A 19,738-nucleotide genomic window follows, 5' to 3' on the forward strand; every position below is an offset into this window, starting at 1 on the left:
AACGGCGACGCCGCCATGGCTGCCCTCCGGTTCCGCTACGCTCCACCTCCGGACAGCCATGGCGCCGGAGACAATCTTGAACTAACAATCAATACGGACCACTCAGTGGGGGCCGGTCATTTGTATGCATCACGATCTGTTTCTGCACATATTTCATCCTGTTGTTCCGCGAGCGGCAGCAACAGCAGGAGACCATAAGGCAGGCTCTCAATCTCGAACAACCGCTCGACAAGGACAGTCTTTCCCTGCTGACGAGCGGCCTTCCAAGCCGGGAAAGCGACTTGCGCCGGGCATACTCCAACGTCGGTTTGGGCGTCGGGGTTCTGGGTGCAAGTCTGGTCCTCTATTCCGGCGGTTTCGGGAGAGATTCCGTGATTCCCATCGCCGCGGTCAGCATGGTGGTGATCGGTCAGGGCCTTGGACGGCTGCTTGCCGTGCGCTTGTCGGCTGCCAAGCGCGGCTTGCCTGATCACGAGGAATGAATGGCAAGCGGTCGTCGTCTGAAGAGCGGAGCGGAATCCGGAATTTGCCCGAAGGACCGCTGCTCCGGGCAGCCCGGGACGGCAGTCTCCCGGCATATGGCGAACTGGTCCGGCGCCATCAGACGGCCTTGCGACAACTGTTGCGCAGGCTTTGCGGCAATGCCGCGGATGCCGACGACATCGCGCAGGACGCGTTCCTGCGCGGATGGTCGCGAATTGACCAAATCCGTCAATTCGAGGCCTTCAAGCCGTGGCTGTTCAAGATCGCCCTGCGCACGATGGCGGACGTGCAGAAAAGCGGCCGCCGGTCTCGGATGCGCGACACGTCGTGGTTCGCGGATCAGGAGCAACAAGGCGATGATCGGGAGACGGGGCTTGCAAGAATGGACGTCGAACAGGCGCTGGCGCAGCTGCCGGATCGGGAGCGCCTTGTCGCGTCACTGGTATTCGGGGCCGGATTTTCCCATTCCGAGGTCAGCGATATGACCGGCATACCACTGGGTTCCGTCAAGACATGCGCGCGGCGCGCGCGGGATATGCTAACACAGGCACTTGCCAAGTGGGGCGAAGGCCGGGAGGTGCAGTCATGATGCCGGAACCACCACGCCCCGACAGCGAGGCGGAACTGGATCGGCTGCTTTTGTCCGAATTTGCCGCGAGCGATGATCGGCTTGCCGATCTGGCGCAGGACGATTTCGTCGAGCGGCTGATCTTGACGATCGAACGGCGCAGGAAACGAAAGGCTGCCTTGCAGGATGTCGCCATGGTTGCCGCCTGTCTTGCTTCCGCGACCATCGCGCTTCTGCTTCTGCCTCGGGCCCTGCGCGGCCTTGAAGGCGCGAAGGAAGGGTTCCTCAATGCTGCAAGACAGGACCTGTCCTTGATCGCGGGGCCCGATGGCGTTTACGCGACCGTCCTTGTCATCGTCGCGCTGCTTATTGTGGCGACCCGGTCGGCGTTGGCCAGATAGGCAAGCACTGCGATGCGCAAGGCCCGCCTGCAACCGGGTGAAAGCAATAGCCAGCATCTGCGAACAGCAACCCGACGCACACCGCGATCGCAAGGGGCAGGAAGCCGCTGCAGCGCCATTGGAGCGGGCCCATCATGGTGCACCTCTCATTCGGCGGGTTCCGCGTCCCCGCGAACGGTCCTTGCACTCGCGGGAACCGGATATTCGCCGCGGCCCGAAGGGGATCGTCAGGAGCCGCTAACACAGCAGATGGACGAAAAATCCCGCCGCGATGGCCGGCAGGCTCGCCGAAGTGTAGCGAAACAGCGCGGCAGACGTCTGGCTGACGGGTTCGAGCAATGCGATATAGGTCGCAAACTCGGCGACAAGCGCGATCAGTGCGGCCGGATTGATGCCAGACCAGAAGGCATAGCCCCCCGAGGTATCGTGAAGGGCTGCCGGATTTGCCTTGGAACGGCGCAGCACCAGCCGATCTGCCAAAAGGACTCCGATGCAGGCAGCGAAGACCGCTCCGAATGACGCAGTGATCGAATAGAATTTCGCATGTAAGGCATCTGTGGCGAACCAGATGATCCACGAGGCAATCACGCACAGAATGCTGGTCATCCCTGCAAACCCCAGACGGCGGATCGGCTATGGATCGACCTTGTGCCCGCTTGCGCTTACCAGTTTTCCTGGCGTAGCGCCGGCTTAAGGCGCTGGACTGTTTCCCCGCGTCGCTTCACTGTCGGTGTATGTGGGTACAAGGGGGAACATCATGAATCTTGATCTCAACGGCAAGGTCGCGCTTGTGACCGGGGCGAGCCGCGGCATCGGCCTTGCCATTGCCAAGGGTTTGGCCGCCGAAGGCGCAAGACTTTGCATCGCAGCACGCGGGCGGGATGCGCTCGAAAAGGCGGCGGCTCAAATCGAGGCAGCAGGAGGCGAGGTGCTCGCGGTCGCGTGCGACGTGGCCGATGATGCTTCCGTCGGCAGGCTGGTAGACGCCGCGCTGGAGCACTTCGGCCGGATCGATATTCTGATCAGCAACGCGTCGGCCCTTTCTGTCGGCGGCGAGCGTCAGGATTGGGACAGGAGCCTTTCGGTCGATCTGATGGGAGCGGTTCGGCTGGTCGAAGCCGTGTTACCGAGCATGCGGGAACAGGGGAGCGGCTCCATCCTCCTCATATCGTCGGTATCGGGGGTGGAGGCATCCCCGATGAACGACTTCGGATATACGTCGGCCAAGGCCGCGCTTAACGCCTACGCTAAGAAGCTTGCCATCGTGGAAGGAGCGAACGGCATCCGGGCGAATGCCTTGCTGCCCGGATCGGTTGAATTCCCGGGGGGAGGATGGGAAGTCATGCGCTCCGAAAATCCGCCGATCTACGAAATGGTGCGTTCGAGCATTCCTTTCGGTCGTTTGGGCAGACCCGAAGAAATCGCAGATGCGGCCGTATGGCTCGTTTCCGCGCGGGCCGGGTGGGTAACCGGCGCGGCGCTCAGCGTTGATGGCGGGCAAGGTAAAGGCATTCGCTAGGCCGGGGGGCGGTTCTTGCCGGTGGTTCGACGAGGGATAGCGTGTAGCCTTTGATGGGTTTCCTCGGCTGACAGGGTCACGGCCCGAGATAGACGAGTGCCGACAGGCCGAGCCACGCGGTGAACATCACCAGATAGGGCCAGCGGCGCGGCCATAGCCGGGCGACCAGAAGGGTCGCCGCCGCAGTTCCGGCAAGCGCGAGAAGGGCCCAGTTTGCCGCGTGGGTGCCGGTGTCCGTCAGCGCCGACTGGATCGCCATGCTGGCCCATTGCGCCGGCAGCAGGGCCAACAACCATTCCGGCAGCGCGTCCGGTCGCGCAGAGGCGGTTGCCAGAATGCCGGCTTCACCCGCGACGACGAGCACGGCAATCAACCAGCCTTTGCCCGCGGCGCTTCGAGCGAATAGAGCGCCCCTTGCGGCGAAACTGATGCAGGCGGCTGCGACGGCCAGCCCGATCAAGAGCGGATCCTGCAAGGGCGGCAAACCCAGCCCCTTCGCAAGAAGCAGAAGGCCCGCACCTACAACAAGGGCCAGCAGGATACCGATCAGGAAGCGGCCGTCAGCGGCGGCTCCGATCATGCCGCTCCCCATCAGGCCAACTGCCAGAATCGGTGCGGCAGCCGGAAACGGCGGCGCATGAGCCAGCAGCAGCATGGCCCCGACTGGCGCCACGATCCCGGCAAGCACACACGAAGACCAGGCCAGTGCGGGCGAAGTCGGGGGCTGGGCTTGAGGCAGGAGCATCATGGGATCGACATTGGGCAAAGCGCTCGGGATTGTCGAGCTATCGGGCTCCGCCTTCGCGACCAGAATCAATTAAGAAATTGTCGTTGGCGCCCACCTGTCATACCTTCCTCGCCGGGGTTGCTGGGGGGAGATCTAAAGTGAACGCTTTCACGCAGTCCGTGGTCTATGCATTTGCCGTCATCGCGGCGGTGGTTCCGGTGACGCAAGCAAGGGCGCACGATTCCGTCGATCACGCGCTGGAAGCATTGCGGGTCGAAAGCATGCAGGAGGCTACCTCGGCCTTCCTCGATACTCTGACCGATCAGCAGCGCGAAACGGTGATGAGTGCCCTCGACGATAATGCTGCCAGGACGCGTTGGTCGAATCTGCCAGTCAGTATGGCGCCCAGATCGGGCCTGGCCGTTGCCGACATGTCTTCGAGGCAGCGCCGCGCATTGCATGCCATGATGTCTTCAGCACTTTCCAGCCAAGGCTATCTCAAGTCGGCGACGATAATGTGGCACGAAGATGTGCTGCGCGATATGTTCGACGCGATGGTGGCCGCCATGCCGGACAGCAATCCGCGCAAGAACCAAGCGCTTGCCTTCGCTGACAATTACGACACCGAAAAGTTCTTCGTTACAATATTCGGGAGTCCTGAAGGCGCGGATTGGGGCTGGCTGGTCACGGGGCATCATTTTGCCGCCAACTTCACCGTTTCCGGCGGCAAGGTCGCATTTACGCCGATGTTTCTCGGAGCCAGCCCGCAGGTCGTCCAGGAAGGACGGTACGCGGGCTGGCAATTGCTCCAGCACGAAGCGGACAAGGCGTTGGCCCTGCTCGGATCGCTCAGCGAAGACCAGCTTCAGCAAGCCGTGGTTTCGGCAGAAGTTGATGGCAGCATTTTTGCCGGGCCCGGTAATCAGGAAAGCCACAAGACCGCTCTTGGTATCAAGGCTTCCGACCTTGTTCCGGTGCAGCGCCGCTTGTTGGATGCGCTTCTCGACGAATATCTGGCAGATGCGTCGGACGAGGCGGCTGCAAGGCAGCGTGCAGCGATCGAGGCAGACGGCCCGGAGAGTTTGAGATTTGCCTGGTGGGGGCCGATTGACGAGCCGAAAGGCCGCTACATGTTCAGGGTCCAGGGCCCCTCGGTGCTCATAGATTACGTTCGCGAAGGCTCCGGCGATGGCGAATTTAATCACGTCCACTCGATCATTCGTGATCCCTCGAATGATTATGGCGCCGATTGGCTTCAGCGCCACTATGACGAAGCGCATCAGGAATAGCTAACCGGCTCTGCGCGGCAGGGTATTCGCAACGCGCCGGGCAGAGGGTTTCCAAGAGGTAGGACGGCCCCCGTCAGCGAGATCGGGGGCATGCCGTTTCCAGTTGGTCGAAGCCGCGCTGCCGCTCGTCTTCGGGCAGGCAGCTAGGGCCGCTTATGCTTGTGCGCGCCCTTGAACGGTTTGCCCGGTTTGCCGTTCTTGTTGCCCTTGGCCTTGTCGAATGTCTTGAACGCAGGCTTCGCTTTTACCCGCGGCGTATCGGCATTGTCGCGCCCGCGATGTTGCCGGCGGTTGTCCCTCGCCGCCTCGCGCGGGCCGCTTTCGGATACTTCGATGGCAACGGGTTCGTCGTCGCTGCCGTCGCGGGCCGATCGATCGGCGGCGGCGGCAAACCTGTTGGCGATCTGGCGCGGGATCTGGAAATAGGTTTCGTCCGGACCGATACGGATCGCGCCGATTTCATTGCGCGTGACATGGCCGCGGCGGCAAATCAGCGGGAGAACCCAGCGCGGGTCGGCATTCTGTCGCCGGCCAAGCGCCATGCGGAACCACACGGTGTCCTCGAAGCCGGGGCGGTGGCGTTCGTTCTGCGCATCGCGCCGGGCGTCGGGCGTGTTGGCGATCAGGTCTTCCGGTTCGGGCAGGCTTGCGCGGTGCGCCTGAACCAGCATGGCGGCAATTTGTGCCGGAGTGCGCTGCGCCAGCAGCTGTTCGGCCAGTTCTGCATCGCCTGCGTCAGCTTCGACCGGTTGCAGGAGCTTTTCGAGCAGGCGCGCACGGTCGCGTTCCTTGATCGCCGCGCGATCGGGCGCGTCAGTCCAGTTTGCGGGGATCTTTGCATGGCGCAGCATCGATTCCACTCGCTTGCGCCGCGAGAACGGCACGATGAGCACAGCGGTGCCTTTCTTGCCCGCGCGGCCGGTCCGGCCGGAACGGTGCTGCAGCGTTTCGGCATCGCGCGGGATTTCGACATGGATGACGAGGCTCAGCGTCGGTAGATCGATCCCGCGGGCAGCCACGTCCGTGGCGACGCAGACCCGCGCGCGCCGGTCGCGCAGCGCCTGCAGCGCCTGGTTGCGTTCGGACTGCGAATGCTCGCCCGACAGCGCGACCACGCCGAAACCGCGCTCCTGCAAGGTGGCATGCAGATGGCGCACCTTTTCGCGCGTGGCGCAGAACAGGATCGCGGTTTCCGCTTCGTGATAGCGCAACAGATTGACCACCGCGTTCTCGACTTCGGGCGGTGATACCGTCACCGCCTGATAGTCGATGTCCCCATGCCCGCGTCCTTCGGAGATCGTCGCAATGCGCAGCGCGTCGCGCTGGTAACGTTGGGCGAGAGCCTCGATCGGGCGGGGCATGGTGGCGGAAAACAGCAATGTGCGGCGGCCTTCCGGCGTCGCGTCGAGAATTTCTTCGAGCTCCTCGCGAAAGCCCATGTCGAGCATTTCGTCCGCTTCATCCAGCACCGCGACCCGCAGGCCGGACAGGTCGAGCGCGCCGCGTTCCAGATGGTCGCGCAGCCGGCCCGGCGTGCCGACCACGATGGTCGCGCCGGAACGCAGGACCTTGCGTTCCTGCTGCGGGTTCATGCCGCCGACACAGGTGGCAATCCGCGCCCCGGCCTTGGCATAGAGCCATTCCAGTTCGCGGCTGACCTGCAAGGCCAGCTCGCGCGTGGGCGCAATGATCAGCGCGAGCGGGCTTTCGGTGAAGCCGATCTTTTCATCGTCACCCAGGATTTCCCGGGCCATGGCAAGCCCGAAGGCGATGGTCTTTCCCGAACCTGTCTGGGCGGAAACAATCAGGTCGCGGCCGATTGCGTCGGGCTGCATGACTTCGGCCTGCACCGGGGTCGGCGCGGCGTAGCCGCGCTCGGCAAGGGCAGCCTCGAGGCTGGCGGGGAGAGAGGAAAATTTCATGGCAAAGGCCTAGGATAGGAGAAGAACGCCAGTTCGCTCTGAACGGCAAAACGCTCTCGTGGTGATGAGCAATGACACAAGCCACGGCGGCGTGTCCGTGGGCCCCATAGAGCAGGAAATCGATTCTGGCTTGCGAAAAAGGGCGATCCGTTCGGATCGATCCCTGCAAGCCCGGCATGCAGCGCATTGCCTATGCGCCCGGCGGCGCTAGGTTGCGCGGGAGTATGTTCCAGCCAGTGAGGTGCCCGTGATCCGTTCCGTTCTGCTTGCCAGTGCTGCCGTCGTGCTGGCCTTGCCCGGTGTTTCGTTTGCACAGGATGCTGCGGAAAGCTTCGGCGGTGCCAAGGGCGCCGATCTTTCGATTGAAGCGATCGAGCCGGACGGGGGCCCTGTCACCATCGGGCGCGCGGGGGATTATCCGGCTGATATCGCGCGCTACCTTCTCGCCAGCGGCGCGGGCGCGGCGAACCTTTCGCCCGACGGCAAGACCATTGCTTTTGCCTGGGACATTACCGGTGAAAGCGAGCTGTGGGTGATGCCCGCGGCCGGCGGTCAGCCGGAGCAGGTGACCTTCAAGACCGGCGTGTTCGCGCCGCGCTGGACGCCCGGCGGCAAAAGCCTGTTCTATTCCGCCGACCGCGACGGCAATGAACAGCCCGGCTATTTCGCGATCACCCCCGACGGCAGCGCAGAAACCGAGGTGCTGCCCGCAGCGCGCGGCGATTTTCGCGTATTCGGCGATTTCGCCGCCGACGGCAGCTACGTCTATGCTTCGACGGCGCGCGGGGCAGGGGTGTTCGATATCTATCGCGGCACGATGGACGGCAAGAGCGAGCTGATCGTCCAGTCCGAACTTGGTCTGGTGCCGCAATCGATATCGCCCGACGGCAAATACGCGCTGGTGACCGAGACCGTGGGCGAGGATGCCGATAATCTCTACCTGCTCGACCTTGCGACGAAGGCGATGAAGACGATCTCCAAACCGCCGGTCGAACAGCGCGCCAGCCACACCCTTGGCGGGTTCGAATGGTGGCCCAATTCGCAAGGGTTCTATTTCTCGACCAATGTCGGCCGGGAATTCGGCGCGCTGTCCTATTACGATGTCGCCAGCGGATCCTTCTCGACGATATTCGAGCCCGACGCCGATGTCGAAAACCTTGAGCTGTGCGGCACCGGACCGGCGGGTTCGTATCTCTACTTCACGCAGAACCGCGATGGTTTTGACGAGCTGCGCGGCTGGCACACCACCGAGAAATATCCGATCACCATGCCTGACCTGCCCGAAGGCAAGTACCAGCTCGATTGCGAAGGCGACGGGCAGCTGATGGTCCGCGTCAGCGGCTGGCAGACGCCGGGCGAGATCTGGATGACCAACCCCGTCGCGGGCACGGCAGAGAAGGTGTTCGCCGCCAATCTCGCCGGGCTTGATCCCGCGCGGCTCGTCCGGCCAAAGGTGGTGCGCTACAAGGCGCGCGACGGGGTGGAATTGCAGGGGCTGCTTTATCTGCCAGACGGGGCAGGCACCGGCGCCGATGCGCCGCCGGTACTGTTCGACGTGCATGGCGGCCCTTCCGGCCAGAGCGTCGCGACCTTCGAACCGGTGGCGCAATATCACGTTGCGCGCGGGCTGGCGGTGTTCCAGCCCAATGTGCGCGGCTCCACCGGGCTGGGGCGCACCTATTCGACGCTCGACGACCGGGAGAACCGGCTCGATTCGATCAGCGATCTGGTCGATCTGAAGATGGCGCTTGCCGCCGACGGGCTGATCGACGGCAGCCGTGCGGCGGTGATGGGCGGTTCCTATGGCGGTTATGCCGTGAATGCGGTGCTGGCCGAATATCCGGGCGAATTCGCTGCCGGGGTCGCGCTGTTCGGCGTGGCCGACTGGGTCACCGCGCTGGAAATCGCCTCGCCCGCGCTCAAGGCGGCGGACAAGATCGAATATGGCGACATCTCCGAGGAAAAGTGGCGCGCGTTCTACAAGGTCAACTCGCCAATCCGGAAAGCTGATCGCATCACTGTGCCGGTGCTCTATTCGCATGGGGTGATGGACCCGCGGATCGACATTTCGGAAACCGAGACGATGGTGAAGACGCTGCGCGCGAACGGTGTGCCTGCGCCCTTCATCCGCATTCCCGACGAAGGCCACGGCTGGCGCAAGCTGGCCAACCAGCTGTTCTATTACCGCCAGCAGGCCGAATTCATCGAGCAGCAGTTGGGCCTGACCAAGCCTTAGGCAAAGAAGGCTCCGGAGCGATGCTCCGGAGCCTTCTCCTGTGCCCGGCCCGTCATGGGCAGGCCGGGGCGGGGCAGCCCGTTATTTTCCGCCGAAGGTAATCACCAGGCTGCCGAACACGGCATTGTCCCTCAGCCCCGAGGCGAAGCGGCCCTGATAGCCGATCCGGCCCGTCACCCTGTCGTTGAACAGCGCGGAAAGGCTGACACCTGCCATCACCGAATCCTTGTCGGTCTGCGGCGAGGTGGTGAGGAACAGCGCGTTGCCCGGTGCATCGGCGAAACGTTGCATGGTGCCGAACACACCGTCGCCATCGTGGCGATAGGCGACCTTTGCCTCCGGCACGACGATCCCCAGCTTGCCCGCCCATTTGATTCCGGCGAGGAACGAGGTTTCGTCCTGGCTCTGTTTCGCAAAGGCGAGGTTTGCTCCGCCGACACCTGTTTCGGTGAAGCCTTGCATCTTCACATCGGTATATTCGAGCCCGACGAACGGGGTCACCCACGTCTGCCCAAGGGCAAAGCGACCGCCTGCCTCGGCATAGAGCGAGGTGACACGGAAATCCGGTTCACCGGAAATCGTGCCTGCGGTGGACAGAACGCCGACCGTGCGGGTGCTGTCGCCGTTCAGCTTCGAATAGCTGCCATTGGCGCGCAGGTAGAAATCGCCGCTGTCGTAACCGGCCAGCAAGCCGATCTGGAAGCCGTCGCTGTTCACTTGCCCGCCGTAGAGATCGGCATCGGAGTCGACCTGACGATAGCCCCCGAAGGCACCGATGGTGAAGTTGCTGGTGGTGTAATCCACTCCCAGCAGCGCATGGGCACCGTCGCTGCGCATCCCGATGCCATTACCGTCGGTGCGGACACGGGCATCGTGGATGCCACCCGCCGCCCACAGACGCAGGCCGCCATCCTGATCGCGGCACGGCTCGATCCCGCCCTTGTTGAGGGCGCAATCGGTCTGGTCTGCCACCATCGTGCTGACCTGCAGGGCATTGTTGCGCAGCGCCTGCATGTGGCCGGCATATTGCCCGCCGCTCAGCTGGTTCATCGCCTCGCCATAGGTGCCGGCATCATCGATCAGGAACAGGTTGGCGAGCAGCGTGCCGTAGTCGCCGCCCTGCATCGGATCATAGGCGGCCTCGATCGCGTCGGCTGCGGCAGCTTCGTTGGCTGTCAGCCCCGCAACACCATCGAACGCCACGCGTGCGATCCGCAGATCGACATTGCTTTCGGTGTCATAGCTCGCCGTCGGCGTCAGGAGGACCGATCCCGTGTCGGTTACCACTGAAGCGAACTGCCCCGTCAGCGTACCGGCATCGATGATATCGTTGAACACGTAGAGATCATCGTAAAGGCCGTTGGGCGTGTTCATCACCAGTCGCAGGTTGGCCCCCGTGATGCTCGCCGTGTTGGCGTTGACATAGGGATAGGCCGCCTCCGCATCGGCTTCCATCGTGCTGCTGGGCAGCTGCAATTGCAGCGTCCCGCCGCCCGCGATGGTAAAGCTGTCGACATTGACCGCAGCCGGGCCGTCATAGGACGGGTTGTCGTTCGGCTGATCGACCAGATACAGCGTCGCGCCGTTGGCGACGGTCAGACTGCCCACCAGCGGACCCACCGGACCTGCCGACAGCAGGGCAATCCCGTCCATCACCGGGCCGACCGGATTGATGATTCCGTCGAAAGTGGTCGTCCCGTTGGCGATGGTGACGGTATCGGAGCCGCCCAGCACGATATTGCCGTAAACATTGCTGTCGCCGGTGAAACTGATGTCCACCGGATTGGGTGCGAAACCGGTGTCGATCGCGGTTCCGTGCTGGAAGGTGGCACCGCCATCGCTGCTGACGCGGGCGATGATTGTGCCTCCGGCGTTGACGATCGTCATCCGGTCAGTCTCGCCCGGCAGTACGGGCGAAGTCGAGAAATCGCTCACCAGAATGCCGACGGCCTCGGACAGACCGCCATTGGTGATGGAGGTCGCGCGGATGGTGCCGGAATTGGTGAAGGTCGCGGTGTTGACTGCGGAAGCGAAATGCACGCCCAGTGCGTCGGCAAAAGCGAGCGGGCCTTGGACCGGCGTTCCCCCTGTAGCGGTGGCGTTGACGGCGATGGTGCCGGAATTGGTCACCGACCCGGATATGCTGTTGGTCCAGCCATCCCACGGGTCTTCGACCTCTTCCTCGCCACCGCCACCGCCGCCGCCGCCGCCGTGTTCACCACCGCCGCCGCCTTCTTCGGGCGGAAGCGTGGTCGGGTCGATCGTGGCGAAGAACTCCATGCCGGTAGCCGAAGCCTCGGCACCGCCGTTGCTGGTGGCATTGGCGTTGACCGTAAACGTGCCGCTGTTGGTGACGGCAAGCGCCATCGGCTCGCTGATCACCTGATAGCCGACGGCCTCGGCGCTGCCGGTGGCGCCGCTGTCACCATCGGCATTGGCGGCAGCGCTGACTGTGAAATTGCCTGCGTTCGAGAATGCGGCGTTGAACCCGCCGACCGAAATGCCGGCCTGCCGCACACCGCGGGCGAGCGCCGCCGCATTCGCCAGGGCAGCGCTCGAATCCGCCGTCGCGCTCGAACCTGCCGAGAAGGTCCCGGCATTGCTGAAGGCGAGGTTGGAAACGCCGATGATTTCGCCGTTCTGGAGCACTGCGGCACCCAGTTCTGCGCTGGCATTGCTGTCCGCAGCGGCCGAACTGTTGGCCGCAGCCGAAATGGCGATCGTACCGCCCGCGGCATTGGTCAGGGTCGCGGTGCCGACCCGGCCGACGAAGGTTTCCGGCCCGCCCGCCTCGACGATCTGGCGGATCGTGCCGTTCGAGATCGTGACAGCATCGGCCGTTCCATCCTCGCCGGTCGAAGTCGCTTGGGAGGTAAAGGTCGCGGTGATCGTTCCGGCGTTGGTGATGGTCGAATTGGCGGTGCCTTCATCCGCACCGCTGGCCTGCGCCTGCACCAGAATCACTGTGCCCTTGCTATCCTCGGCTGAAGAGAAACCATCGCCGCCGAGCGCCGTGGCACTTGCATTGCCGAGCGCCGTTGCGGTCGCGGTCGAACTGACGGTGATGCTGCCCCCGGCGAGATTGGCGAGAGTGGAGTTACCGACGTCGACGCCCGTGCCGTTGACGGCGGTGCGGATGTGGAACAGGCCGTGTTCGCCGCCGCCCGCGCCTGCGGTAGCCTCGGCGTCAAGCCCGGTCGATGTCGCGCTGGCAGTCGAAGCGGCGATGATCGCGCCGCTATTCGTCAGTGTGGTGGTGCCCGTCACCGAGCCGCTGCCATTGCCCTGCGCACGCATGAACACGGCTTCTTCAAGCTCGGACGAGGCGCTGGCCGAATCCACCGCCGATGCGATCGCCGTTGACGAGAAGTTGAAGGTGCCGCTGTTGGTGTGCGTGACGGTGGTGGTGCCGCTCTTGCTGCCTTCAATCACGGCTTCCTGGTGCACGCCGCCGATCGCGGAGGAATGCGCGCGCGCTCCGAAGGCATCGCCCATCCCCGGCCCGGTCGCGCCGGTAGCGCTGGCGAAGGATGCGACGGTCAGCGTGCCGGTGTTGACGAAGGTGCCGGAAACGGCGGTGTAGGGGCCGGCGATATTCTGAAACACGGCATCGGTGATCGATGCATTGGCGATGGCCTGCGCTTCGGTATTTGTGGCGGTCGCGCTGGCGCGGATGGTGGTGCTGCCGTCATTGGTCAGCGAAGCGGCATCCTCGCTCGCGCCGCCTTCCTCGCCCACCACGCGCTGTTCGATCGTGCCGTTTGCTACGCTGTCGACTGTGGCGGTGGCGGCTGGCGTTCCGGTGCTGGTGACGCCTGTTTCAAGCGGATCTTCGCCTGGAATGGTGGCAACGGCCGGCAGGCTGACGCCCGGAACTGTCGTTGTTGTCATCTGCGCCATTGCCGGCATCGTCAGGCTGATGGCCATAATCGACGTGCCGACGACCAGTGCGCTACGCTTGGATTGAAACCCCATGATTTTCGCTCCCAATAAATGATCCCGCAACTGTCATGCGCAGTTGGCCAAGTTGGTCACCATTGGGAAATGTCCGGAGTTGCGAGTCGCGATGGTTCTGACAAAAGCGAAGGCAATGCGACGTGAGTATTGTGAATGATTATAATGTAAATTGGCGTTCACTACGATTTACATTGACTTGCCTCACTCTGAGGCTGGTTAAACGACTTTAACGGCAAGTTTTTCTGTCGTTAGGCGCGCACATTCGTCCGCAGTGGTTCAGGACATGCGGGCAAAATTGGCGACGCCGGGTGCGGGCGTGCGCGAGGGGGAGGGGGCCTCTGCCGCCACCGCGATGCCCGAACCAAGCGCGGCGATGGATGCCGTGACGGCACCGATCTGTGCGGCGGCGATTGCGTAGAACACCAGCTTGGCTTCCTTGCGGGTATCGACAAGTCCGGCCTTGCGCAGCACGCCCAGTTGCTGGGACAGGCCCGGTTGGCCAATGCCGGTCACCTGCTCGATTTCGCCGACATTGCGCTCGCCTTCGGTCAGTGCCGACAGGATCCGGAAGCGCAGCGGATGGGCCAGCGCCTTGAGCGCCTCGATCAGCTCGTCCTCAGTCACCGGCGCTTGCCTTTCCCGCCCTCGGGGGCGTCGCGCAGGAACCAGCCGGTGATGTCGTCGGTGCCGTAGACTTCATCAAGATTCTGGGTCGGGGGATTGAGCATGGGCTCGCCCGGCTGCCAGTTGGCAGGTGCCAGCGCGTGCCTTTCATCGATCGCCTGCAGCCCGTCGAGGATGCGCAGCATCTCCGGCACCGATCGGCCGAGATTGGCGGGATAGCAGGTCATCGCACGGATCACGCCTGCAGGATCGATGAAGAAGGTGGTGCGCACCGTCGCGCTGTCATTGTCCTGGGGGGAAACCATGCCGAAGGCGCGGCCAATCACCAGCGTCGGATCCTCGACGATGGGAAAGCGCACTTCCACGCCGAAGCGGTCGCGGATCATGCGCAGCCAGGCGAAGTGGGAGAACAGGCTGTCGACCGACAGCGCCATGAGCGCGCAGTCGCGCGCCTCGAACGCGGACGCCTCACGCGCGAGTGCGACGAATTCGGTGGTGCAGACCGGCGTGAAATCGGCCGGGTGCGAAAACAGCACCAGCCAGCGTCCGCGAAAGGACGACAGGCGGACCGGACCTATGGTGCTGCGTGCCTCGAAATCGGGGGCGGCATCCCCGATACGGAGGCCGGCGCAGGGCGGGGGCAGGTTGCTGGATGCGTTCATGGGGCCTGCATAGCACTTGACACGGATATTGCAATACATATACACAATTTATGTAAACAAATGGAGAAGAGCCATGAGTGGAGTTGATTCGATCCTTGCTGCGGCAACCGCGCAGGTCGAATGCGCGCGGGCTGATGGCGCGCTGCGTCCCGAAATTGCTGCCTTTTTCGATCCTGCCACCTTTACGGTAACCTATGTCGCCCACGATCCGGCGACGATGGAAGCGGCGATTATCGACTCGGTGCTCGACTTCGATCCTGCTTCGGGGCGTACTTCGACCGCCTCTGCTGATGCGGTAATCGATTACGTTACTTCGCATAATCTGAAAGTGACGTGGCTGCTCGAAACCCATGCGCATGCCGATCATCTTTCGGCCGCGCCCTATCTGCAGGACAAGGTCGGCGGGAAGATCGCCATCGGCGAGCACATCACCACGGTGCAGAACGTGTTCGGCAAGCTGTTCAACGCCGGCACCGAGTTCGAGCGTGACGGTTCGCAGTTCGATGCGCTGTTCAAGGACGGCGATACCTTCACCATCGGCACCCTGCCGGTGACCGTGATGCATGTCCCCGGCCACACCCCGGCCTGCATCGCCTATGTCGTGGGCGAGGCGGTGTTTGTGGGCGATACCATGTTTATGCCCGATTACGGCACGGCCCGCGCGGATTTTCCGGGCGGTGATGCGCGCACCTTGTTCCGCTCGCTGCGGCGGATCCTGTCGCTGCCGGGCGAGACGCGGCTGTTCATGTGCCACGACTATCTGCCCAAGGGTCGCTCCACCTATGTCTGGGAGACGACCGTCGCGGCCGAGCGCGAGGGCAATATCCACGCCCATGACGGCATCACCGAGGACGAATTCGTGGCCATGCGCGAGGCGCGCGACGCGACGCTCGACATGCCGCGCCTGATCCTGCCTTCGGTGCAGGTCAACATGCGCGCCGGTCACATGCCGCCCGCCGACGATAACGGCGTGGTTTACCTCAAGCTGCCGGTGAATGCCGTATGACCTTGCCGGGCTTTCCTGATGCGGCCCCGCTGGCCGGGCTTGGCGGCGGGGTGCTGATCGGCTTGGCTGCGGCGCTGATGCTGCTGGGCGCGGGCCGCATTGCCGGCGTGTCCGGCATCGCCGCGCGTGCTTTCGGCATCGCGTCGGGCTCGCTGCCGCGCAGCGCGGCCTTCGCCTTCATCATCGGGCTGCCTCTCGGCGCGCTGATCGTCATGGGCCTTTCGGGAGCTGCTACGCCGGCCTTTGCCGGCCCTTTGCCGCTCGTCGTCGCGGGACTGATCGTCGGGATCGGCACGCGGCTCGGTTCGGGTTGCACCAGCGGGCACGGGGTGTGCGGCATGAGCCGCCTGTCGCAGCGTTCGCTGGTTGCCACGGCGACCTTCATGATCACCGGGTTTGCCACTGTAGCCGCGATGAATGCTCTGGGTATCGAGGTGCTGCCATGATCCGCGACACGCTTGTTCCGCTGGCGTCGGGCACGATCTTCGGCGCGGGGCTGGCGCTTGGCGGGATGACCGATCCGGCCCGGGTGCGCGGCTTTCTCGACCTGTTTGGCGAATGGGACCCGACGCTTGCCTTCGTGATGGGCGGCGCGGTGCTGGTGATGGCGATCGCGTGGCTGGTGCAGCGCCGCATGCAGCGCCCCGTCTTTGCCGAAGGATTTTCGCTCCCCGACCGCAGCGACCTGACCCCGCGCCTTGTCGGCGGATCGGCGCTGTTCGGGATTGGCTGGGGAATTGCCGGATTGTGCCCGGGCCCTGGATTTGCCTCTTTGGCAATCGCGCCCGCTTCGGCTGCGATCTTTGTGGCGGCGATGCTGGCCGGAATGCTGCTGGTGCGGCTGGTGGAAGGAAAATGACGATGGAACTGCGCAATATCGACGCGACTTTGGCAGTCTCTCCGCAGATGCAGCCCGATGAACTGGCGGCGCTGGCGGACAAGGGCTTTGCCGCCGTGATCTGCAACCGCCCCGACGGCGAGGAGCCGGGCCAGCCCCCGCTCGACGAGATGCGCCGCGCCGCGCAGGAAGCGGGGCTTGCCTTCCACCACATTCCTGTTGCCGGCGGGGTGTTCCCGCCTGCCGCGGTCGAGGCTTTCGGTGCTATCCGGCGCGGCACGCAAGGCAAGGTGCTGGCCTATTGCCGCACCGGCACCCGCGCGGCGACGCTCGATGCCCTCGCCAATGTGCGGCGGCTTAGCGTCGCGGACCGGATCGCGAATGCCAAGGCCGCCGGATACGACCTCTCGGCCCTCGCCGAGCGGATGGCCGCAACCGAATAGAACCAGACACGGGAGGGATCGGGCATGAGCACGCAGTCACACAGAGTGGTCGTTATCGGCGGCGGCGCAGCAGGGATCGCCGCGGCCGCCTCGATGCTGCAACGCCGCCCGGGGCTCGACATCGCGATCGTCGAGCCGAGCGATACCCATGCCTATCAGCCCGGCTGGACAATGGTGGGCGGCGGGGTTTTCGACCTTGCCAGCACCATTCGCCCGATGAAGAGCGTGATTCCCAAGGGCACGACATGGATCAAACAGGCCGCGGCGAGTTTTCAGCCGGACGACAACCAGGTGACGCTCGCCGACGGCAGCACCATCATCTACGAAGTCCTGATCGTCGCCCCCGGCATCCGTCTGGCATGGGAAAAGATCGAAGGGCTTCAGGCGACGCTTGGCCAGAACGGGGTTACCTCCAACTATCGCGGTGATCTGGCGCCCTATTCGTGGGAACTGGTGCAGAAGACCCGCGCGGGTCGGGCGATCTTCACCCAGCCGCCGATGCCGATCAAATGCGCCGGCGCGCCGCAGAAGGTGATGTATCTGGCCTGCGACCACTGGCGTCGCTGGGGCGTGCTGAAAGATATCGAAGTCGAATTCCGCAACGCCGGACCGGTGCTCTTCGGCGTTGCCGACTATGTCCCTGCGCTGATGAGCTATGTCGAGAAATACGGCATCAATCTGGAACTCGGCAACAACCTCGTCGCGGTCGACGGCCCGGCGCAGGTTGCAGTTTTCAAGACCGCCAATGGCGAGGTTTCGACCAGCTTCGACATGTTGCACGTCGTGCCCCCGCAGGTCGCGCCGCAATTTCTGGCCGACAGCCCGCTTGCGGCGGAAAGCGGCTTTACCGATGTCGATCTGCAGACGTTGCAGCACGTGCGTTATCCCAATGTCTTCGGGCTTGGGGATGCGGGCTCCATGCCCAACGCCAAGACCGCCGCTGCGGCGCGCAAGCAGGCGCCTGTGGTCGCGGTCAACGCGCTGCGGCAGCTTGACGGGAAGGGGCCGACGGCAGGCTATGACGGCTATGGCTCGTGCCCGCTCACCGTGGAACGGGGCAAGATCGTGCTCGCGGAATTCGCATATGGCGGTAAGCTCGCACCGAGCTTTCCGACCTGGCTGATCGACGGCACCAAACCCACTCGCTTGTCATGGATGCTGAAGGCCGATTTGCTGCCGTGGCTCTACTGGAACGGGATGCTCAAGGGGCGCGAATGGCTTGCCGGCCCTGGCGGGCTGATCGCCCAGTAAAGGCCCGAAGGACATGCTTCAGCGCTATCTGCCCATCCTCGAATGGGGCCGCAGTTACAACCGCGATGTGCTGACCAGCGACCTGATGGCGGCGGTGATCGTCACCATCATGCTGATCCCGCAAAGCCTTGCCTATGCGATGCTGGCCGGATTGCCGCCGGTGGTGGGTCTTTATGCCTCGATCATGCCGCTGATCGCCTATGCGCTGTTCGGCACCAGTCGCACGCTCGCCGTGGGGCCGGTGGCGGTCGTCTCGCTGATGACGGCGAGCGCGGCGGGTGCCGTGGCCGCGCCCGGGACGGCGGCCTATCTCGAAGCCGCGATCACCCTTGCCGCGCTGTCGGGGGTGATGCTGGCGGTGCTGGGGCTGTTGCGGCTGGGGTTCCTCGCCAACCTGCTTTCGCATCCGGTGATCAGCGGCTTCATCTCCGCCTCGGGCGTGTTGATCGCCACCAGCCAGCTCAAACACATCCTCGGCGTGAAGGTCTCGGGCGAGACATGGCCTGAAATGCTGGCCGGTCTTGCGGGCAAGATCGGCGAGACGAACCTCGCGACGCTCGCCATCGGCATCCCTGCGACGATATTCCTTTTCTGGGTGCGCAAGGGGCTGAAACCGCTCCTCGTACGCCTGGGCATGGGCGCGCGCGCTGCCGACATGACGGCCAAGGCAGGGCCGGTGGTTGCGGTGGCAGTGTCGATCCTCGCGGTGATCGCCTTCGGATTGCAGGACAAGGGCGTGTCGATTGTCGGCGCGATTCCGCAAGGCCTGCCGCCCTTTGCCCTGCCTTCCACCGACATGGGGTTGATCCAGTCGCTGTGGGTGCCCGCGCTGCTGATCTCGATCATCGGCTTTGTCGAGAGTGTGTCGGTTGCGCAGACGCTGGCCGCCAAGCGCCGCCAGCGGATCGTGCCGGATCAGGAACTGATCGGGCTGGGGGCGTCGAATATCGCCTCGGCGCTGTCGGGCGGCTATCCGGTGACGGGCGGCTTCGCGCGCTCGGTGGTCAATTTCGACGCGGGCGCGCAGACCCCTGCGGCCGGAGCCTTCACTGCGGTCGGCATCGCGCTTGCCAGCCTGTTCCTCACCCCGCTGCTGTTCAATCTGCCCAACGCAACGCTGGCGGCGACGATCATCGTCGCTGTGCTGAGCCTCGTCGATCTGAAGACCCCGGGGCGGCTTTGGGCCTATTCCAAGGCTGATTTTTCCGCCCATGCCGCGACCATCGCCGTCACCTTGCTCGCGGGCGTGGAGCTGGGCGTGATTGCGGGCGTCGGCGTCGGCCTGCTGCTGTATCTGTGGCGCGCCAGCCGGCCCCATGCCGCGATCGTCGGGCGGGTGCCGGGAACCGAGCATTTCCGTAATGTCGAACGCCACAAGGTGCTCACCCTGCCGCATCTGCTGTCGATCCGTATCGATGAAAGCCTGACCTACCTCAACGCGCGCTGGCTGGAGGAATATGTGCTTGAACAGGTCGCCGACCGGCCTGCCTTGCGCCACGTCGTGCTGATGTGCAGCGCGGTCAATGCGATCGATGCATCCGGTCTCGAAAGCCTGGAAGCGATCAACCACCGCCTGTCCGACGGGGGTGTGAAGCTGCATCTGTCGGAAGTGAAGGGGCCGGTGATGGACCGTCTGAAGCGCGCCCATTTCCTCGACGAGCTATCGGGCCGCGTGTTCCTGTCGCAGGACCGGGCCTTCGGCGAGTTGGCCAACGATACGGGCGAGGAGCCGGACGCTGCCGATCCGATGCTGGCGCGCGGGCTGATCTGACCTTCACGATCAAAGCGCCCTTCGCTTCAATTAATATTAAA

Annotated in this window: 18 protein-coding genes; 12 read left to right on the forward strand and 6 right to left on the reverse strand. The window is 64.1% G+C overall.

Annotation, left to right across the window (positions count from 1 at the left end; genetic code table 11):
- Positions 1 to 134 precede the first annotated feature (134 nt).
- The 3 genes from OIK40_RS07355 to OIK40_RS07365 are packed head-to-tail and all read left to right on the forward strand — an operon-like array spanning position 135 to position 1,452.
- Positions 135 to 482, forward strand: coding sequence for a DUF6249 domain-containing protein (locus OIK40_RS07355; RefSeq protein ID WP_273677870.1), 348 nt, complete (start codon positions 135 to 137; stop codon positions 480 to 482).
- 44 nt (positions 483 to 526) lie between these two features.
- The gene (locus OIK40_RS07360) at positions 527 to 1,072 is read left to right on the forward strand and encodes an RNA polymerase sigma factor (RefSeq protein ID WP_273677439.1); all 546 of its coding nucleotides are present in this window, start codon (positions 527 to 529) and stop codon (positions 1,070 to 1,072) included.
- Positions 1,069 to 1,452 (forward strand): hypothetical protein, encoded by a 384-nt coding sequence (locus OIK40_RS07365; protein WP_273677440.1) that lies wholly within the window; start codon positions 1,069 to 1,071, stop codon positions 1,450 to 1,452. Before OIK40_RS07360 ends, OIK40_RS07365 begins: the two co-directional genes overlap by 4 nt.
- Before the next feature lie 237 nt (positions 1,453 to 1,689).
- Here the strand turns inward: OIK40_RS07365 and OIK40_RS07370 are convergent, their stop codons facing one another.
- The gene (locus tag OIK40_RS07370; protein ID WP_273677442.1) at positions 1,690 to 2,058 is read right to left on the reverse strand and encodes a cytosine permease; all 369 of its coding nucleotides are present in this window, start codon (positions 2,056 to 2,058) and stop codon (positions 1,690 to 1,692) included.
- 151 nt (positions 2,059 to 2,209) lie between these two features.
- On the opposite strand from OIK40_RS07370, the gene OIK40_RS07375 reads away from it, so the two are divergent.
- Positions 2,210 to 2,971, forward strand: a complete 762-nt coding sequence (locus OIK40_RS07375; RefSeq protein ID WP_273677443.1) for an SDR family NAD(P)-dependent oxidoreductase — start codon at positions 2,210 to 2,212, stop codon at positions 2,969 to 2,971.
- Between the two features lie 76 nt (positions 2,972 to 3,047).
- Here OIK40_RS07375 and OIK40_RS07380 read toward each other — a convergent pair whose 3' ends face one another.
- Positions 3,048 to 3,626, reverse strand: a complete 579-nt coding sequence (locus tag OIK40_RS07380; protein WP_273677445.1) for a hypothetical protein — start codon at positions 3,624 to 3,626, stop codon at positions 3,048 to 3,050.
- A 230-nt stretch (positions 3,627 to 3,856) separates the two neighbouring features.
- On the opposite strand from OIK40_RS07380, the gene OIK40_RS07385 reads away from it, so the two are divergent.
- Positions 3,857 to 4,987, forward strand: coding sequence for a DUF3500 domain-containing protein (locus OIK40_RS07385; RefSeq protein ID WP_273677447.1), 1,131 nt, complete (start codon positions 3,857 to 3,859; stop codon positions 4,985 to 4,987).
- Positions 4,988 to 5,130: 143 nt separating this feature from the next.
- Here OIK40_RS07385 and OIK40_RS07390 read toward each other — a convergent pair whose 3' ends face one another.
- The gene (locus tag OIK40_RS07390) at positions 5,131 to 6,909 is read right to left on the reverse strand and encodes a DEAD/DEAH box helicase (protein WP_273677449.1); all 1,779 of its coding nucleotides are present in this window, start codon (positions 6,907 to 6,909) and stop codon (positions 5,131 to 5,133) included.
- A gap of 247 nt (positions 6,910 to 7,156) precedes the next feature.
- Between OIK40_RS07390 and OIK40_RS07395 the strand changes: the two genes are divergently transcribed.
- Positions 7,157 to 9,145, forward strand: a complete 1,989-nt coding sequence (locus tag OIK40_RS07395) for a S9 family peptidase (RefSeq protein ID WP_273677451.1) — start codon at positions 7,157 to 7,159, stop codon at positions 9,143 to 9,145.
- Positions 9,146 to 9,226: 81 nt separating this feature from the next.
- Here OIK40_RS07395 and OIK40_RS07400 read toward each other — a convergent pair whose 3' ends face one another.
- The 3 genes from OIK40_RS07400 to OIK40_RS07410 all read right to left on the reverse strand — a co-directional run bounded on the left by OIK40_RS07400 (position 9,227) and on the right by OIK40_RS07410 (position 14,388).
- The gene (locus OIK40_RS07400) at positions 9,227 to 13,120 is read right to left on the reverse strand and encodes an autotransporter outer membrane beta-barrel domain-containing protein (protein ID WP_273677452.1); all 3,894 of its coding nucleotides are present in this window, start codon (positions 13,118 to 13,120) and stop codon (positions 9,227 to 9,229) included.
- Between the two features lie 258 nt (positions 13,121 to 13,378).
- On the reverse strand, positions 13,379 to 13,726 hold the full coding sequence (locus OIK40_RS07405) for an ArsR/SmtB family transcription factor (RefSeq protein ID WP_273677454.1): 348 nt from the start codon (positions 13,724 to 13,726) through the stop codon (positions 13,379 to 13,381).
- Positions 13,723 to 14,388, reverse strand: a complete 666-nt coding sequence (locus tag OIK40_RS07410; protein ID WP_273677456.1) for a peroxiredoxin — start codon at positions 14,386 to 14,388, stop codon at positions 13,723 to 13,725. The genes OIK40_RS07405 and OIK40_RS07410 overlap by 4 nt, the downstream gene beginning before the upstream one ends.
- 73 nt (positions 14,389 to 14,461) lie before the next feature.
- Between OIK40_RS07410 and OIK40_RS07415 the strand changes: the two genes are divergently transcribed.
- From OIK40_RS07415 to OIK40_RS07435, 6 genes are read left to right on the forward strand one after another with little or no spacing between them, the layout of a single operon-like run.
- Complete coding sequence (locus OIK40_RS07415) at positions 14,462 to 15,394, forward strand: MBL fold metallo-hydrolase (RefSeq protein WP_273677458.1); 933 nt, start codon at positions 14,462 to 14,464, stop codon at positions 15,392 to 15,394.
- The gene (locus OIK40_RS07420; RefSeq protein ID WP_273677460.1) at positions 15,391 to 15,840 is read left to right on the forward strand and encodes a YeeE/YedE family protein; all 450 of its coding nucleotides are present in this window, start codon (positions 15,391 to 15,393) and stop codon (positions 15,838 to 15,840) included. Before OIK40_RS07415 ends, OIK40_RS07420 begins: the two co-directional genes overlap by 4 nt.
- Positions 15,837 to 16,253, forward strand: coding sequence for a DUF6691 family protein (locus OIK40_RS07425; protein ID WP_273677462.1), 417 nt, complete (start codon positions 15,837 to 15,839; stop codon positions 16,251 to 16,253). Before OIK40_RS07420 ends, OIK40_RS07425 begins: the two co-directional genes overlap by 4 nt.
- Positions 16,250 to 16,675 carry a protein tyrosine phosphatase family protein gene (locus OIK40_RS15040; protein ID WP_309557510.1) on the forward strand — a complete coding sequence of 142 codons (426 nt, stop codon included), beginning with the start codon at positions 16,250 to 16,252 and terminating at the stop codon, positions 16,673 to 16,675. Before OIK40_RS07425 ends, OIK40_RS15040 begins: the two co-directional genes overlap by 4 nt.
- Positions 16,676 to 16,699: 24 nt before the next feature.
- The gene (locus OIK40_RS07430) at positions 16,700 to 17,926 is read left to right on the forward strand and encodes an NAD(P)/FAD-dependent oxidoreductase (RefSeq protein ID WP_309557511.1); all 1,227 of its coding nucleotides are present in this window, start codon (positions 16,700 to 16,702) and stop codon (positions 17,924 to 17,926) included.
- Positions 17,927 to 17,939: 13 nt separating this feature from the next.
- The gene (locus tag OIK40_RS07435) at positions 17,940 to 19,697 is read left to right on the forward strand and encodes a SulP family inorganic anion transporter (protein ID WP_273677464.1); all 1,758 of its coding nucleotides are present in this window, start codon (positions 17,940 to 17,942) and stop codon (positions 19,695 to 19,697) included.
- The last annotated feature ends 41 nt before the right edge of the window (positions 19,698 to 19,738 follow it).

It is taken from the genome of Erythrobacter fulvus, assembly GCF_028595285.1.
Taxonomy (GTDB): Bacteria; Pseudomonadota; Alphaproteobacteria; order Sphingomonadales; family Sphingomonadaceae; genus Erythrobacter; species Erythrobacter fulvus.

What these genes read in the sequence shown, in the direction of transcription:
- OIK40_RS07365 (WP_273677440.1), top strand. Translation starts at nt 1,069, where the DNA reads ATGATGCCGGAACCACCACGCCCCGACAGCGAGGCGGAACTGGATCGG.
- OIK40_RS07370 (WP_273677442.1), bottom strand. Translation starts at nt 2,058, where the DNA reads ATGACCAGCATTCTGTGCGTGATTGCCTCGTGGATCATCTGGTTCGCC.
- OIK40_RS07375 (WP_273677443.1), top strand. Translation starts at nt 2,210, where the DNA reads ATGAATCTTGATCTCAACGGCAAGGTCGCGCTTGTGACCGGGGCGAGC.
- OIK40_RS07380 (WP_273677445.1), bottom strand. Translation starts at nt 3,626, where the DNA reads ATGCTGCTGCTGGCTCATGCGCCGCCGTTTCCGGCTGCCGCACCGATT.
- OIK40_RS07390 (WP_273677449.1), bottom strand. Translation starts at nt 6,909, where the DNA reads ATGAAATTTTCCTCTCTCCCCGCCAGCCTCGAGGCTGCCCTTGCCGAG.
- OIK40_RS07400 (WP_273677452.1), bottom strand. Translation starts at nt 13,120, where the DNA reads ATGGGGTTTCAATCCAAGCGTAGCGCACTGGTCGTCGGCACGTCGATT.
- OIK40_RS07410 (WP_273677456.1), bottom strand. Translation starts at nt 14,388, where the DNA reads ATGAACGCATCCAGCAACCTGCCCCCGCCCTGCGCCGGCCTCCGTATC.
- OIK40_RS07415 (WP_273677458.1), top strand. Translation starts at nt 14,462, where the DNA reads ATGAGTGGAGTTGATTCGATCCTTGCTGCGGCAACCGCGCAGGTCGAA.
- OIK40_RS07420 (WP_273677460.1), top strand. Translation starts at nt 15,391, where the DNA reads ATGACCTTGCCGGGCTTTCCTGATGCGGCCCCGCTGGCCGGGCTTGGC.
- OIK40_RS07425 (WP_273677462.1), top strand. Translation starts at nt 15,837, where the DNA reads ATGATCCGCGACACGCTTGTTCCGCTGGCGTCGGGCACGATCTTCGGC.
- OIK40_RS15040 (WP_309557510.1), top strand. Translation starts at nt 16,250, where the DNA reads ATGACGATGGAACTGCGCAATATCGACGCGACTTTGGCAGTCTCTCCG.
- OIK40_RS07430 (WP_309557511.1), top strand. Translation starts at nt 16,700, where the DNA reads ATGAGCACGCAGTCACACAGAGTGGTCGTTATCGGCGGCGGCGCAGCA.
- OIK40_RS07435 (WP_273677464.1), top strand. Translation starts at nt 17,940, where the DNA reads ATGCTTCAGCGCTATCTGCCCATCCTCGAATGGGGCCGCAGTTACAAC.